A 1,532-nucleotide genomic window follows, 5' to 3' on the forward strand; every position below is an offset into this window, starting at 1 on the left:
GGGCAGGTAGTCGGGGTTGGTGCGGGTGGAGTTGACCGCTTCGGCGAGTTCGGGGCGCCGTCCCCACAGCACGACGTCGCAGCCCGCGTCGGCGAGGACCATGCCGAAGGCCGTCCCCCACGATCCGGTGCCGAAGACGGCCGCCTTGACCGGCTCGCTCACGTACCCAGCCCCTCTTCACGTGCTTCCCGGACGGCGGCACGCTCGCCCCGGGTGCGGTCCTGCCGCCCGTTCCTGCCGTTGCGCTGCGCGTGCGTCCGGCGGCGCTGCTCCATCCGCTCCGTGCGCGGGTCGTAGGGCGTCTCGGGAGCCTTCTCGCCGCGGATCTCCTCCAGCAGGCCGGTCACGGCGGCCATGATCGCCTCGGTGGCCTCCTTGAGGAGCTCCGGCGTCATCTCCCGGTCGTAGAAGCGCGAGAGGTCGACCGGCGGGCCGGCCAGCACCCTGCTGGTCTTGCGCGGGAACAGCCGGGGCTTCTTGGCGTACGGCGGGAGCAGTTCGTTGGCGCCCCACTGGGCGACCGGGATCACCGGGCACTTGGTCTGCAGCGCGACGCGCGCGGCGCCGGTCTTGCCGGTCATGGGCCAGCCGTCCGGGTCCCGGGTGAGGGTGCCCTCGGGGTAGAAGGCGACGCACTCGCCGCGCTCCACGGCGTCGATCGCGGCGCGGAAGGCGCTGAGCGCGTCCGTGCTCTCGCGGTAGACGGGGATCTGCCCGGTACCGCGCATCGCGGCGCCGACGAATCCCTTGTTGAAAAGGCCGCTCTTCGCCAGGAATCGCGGAACACGGCCGGTGTTGTACTGAAAGTGCGCGTAGGCCAGAGGATCGATGTGCGAATTGTGGTTCACCGCGGTGATAAATCCACCTTCGGCCGGAATGTTCTCCATTCCGCGCCAGTCCCGCTTGAGCAGTACCACCAGCGGCGGTTTGCAGATCACCGCGGCGAAGCGGTACCAGAAGCCGATTCTGCGGCGCGGCACGAGTACACCTTCCTCTTACGGACGACAGGCCCAGGTCCCGGTCCCCTCGAGGCCGGGCGGGCCGCACAAGTGTCGCCCCGGGCCGCCGGTCTGTCGAGAACACCGTACGCCCGGTCCCTCGGCCGTCGGCCGCACCGGGTGACAATGGCCGTGACAAGAGAGGGACGCAACACTCGTGCAGTGGACCTTGGTGGTACCCCTGAAGCCCCTGCCGCAGGCCAAGAGCAGGCTGGCGGACACCGCGGACGACGGTCTGCGGCCGGGTCTGGCGCTGGCGTTCGCGCAGGACACGGTGGCGGCCGCGCTGGGCTGCCCCGCGGTGCGGGATGTGGTGGTCGTCACCAACGACGCGCTGGCCGCCAGGGAACTGGCGGCGCTGGGCGCCGGGACCGTTCCCGACCTGCCGCGGGCCGGGCTCAACGCCGCGCTGGTCCATGCCGCGACGGTGGTGGGCGCCGCCCGCCGCGCGGCCTCGGTGGCGGCGCTGAACGCGGATCTGCCGGCGCTGCGCCCCGCGGTACTGGCCCGGGTGCTGGACGCGGCGGCGGAATT

Annotated in this window: 3 protein-coding genes; 1 reads left to right on the plus strand and 2 read right to left on the minus strand. The window is 71.9% G+C overall.

The genetic code is table 11. The annotated features are described in order from the left end of the window. Both LPA54_RS32555 and LPA54_RS32560 read right to left on the minus strand, forming a co-directional pair. On the minus strand, positions 1-162 hold a 162-nt coding region (locus LPA54_RS32555), incomplete at its 3' end, for a 2-dehydropantoate 2-reductase N-terminal domain-containing protein (RefSeq protein WP_308112908.1). Next, positions 159-980: a 1-acyl-sn-glycerol-3-phosphate acyltransferase gene (locus LPA54_RS32560; protein WP_228918305.1), complete on the minus strand. Its 822-nt coding sequence runs from the start codon at positions 978-980 to the stop codon at positions 159-161. The genes LPA54_RS32560 and LPA54_RS32555, both read right to left, overlap by 4 nt. A gap of 175 nt (positions 981-1,155) precedes the next feature. On the opposite strand from LPA54_RS32560, the gene LPA54_RS32565 reads away from it, so the two are divergent. Further along, positions 1,156-1,532: NTP transferase domain-containing protein (locus tag LPA54_RS32565; RefSeq protein WP_228984377.1), on the plus strand; the 377-nt coding region annotated here is incomplete at its 3' end.

Source organism: Streptomyces sp. DH12 (genome assembly GCF_020873895.1).
Lineage (GTDB): Bacteria > Actinomycetota > Actinomycetes > Streptomycetales > Streptomycetaceae > Streptomyces.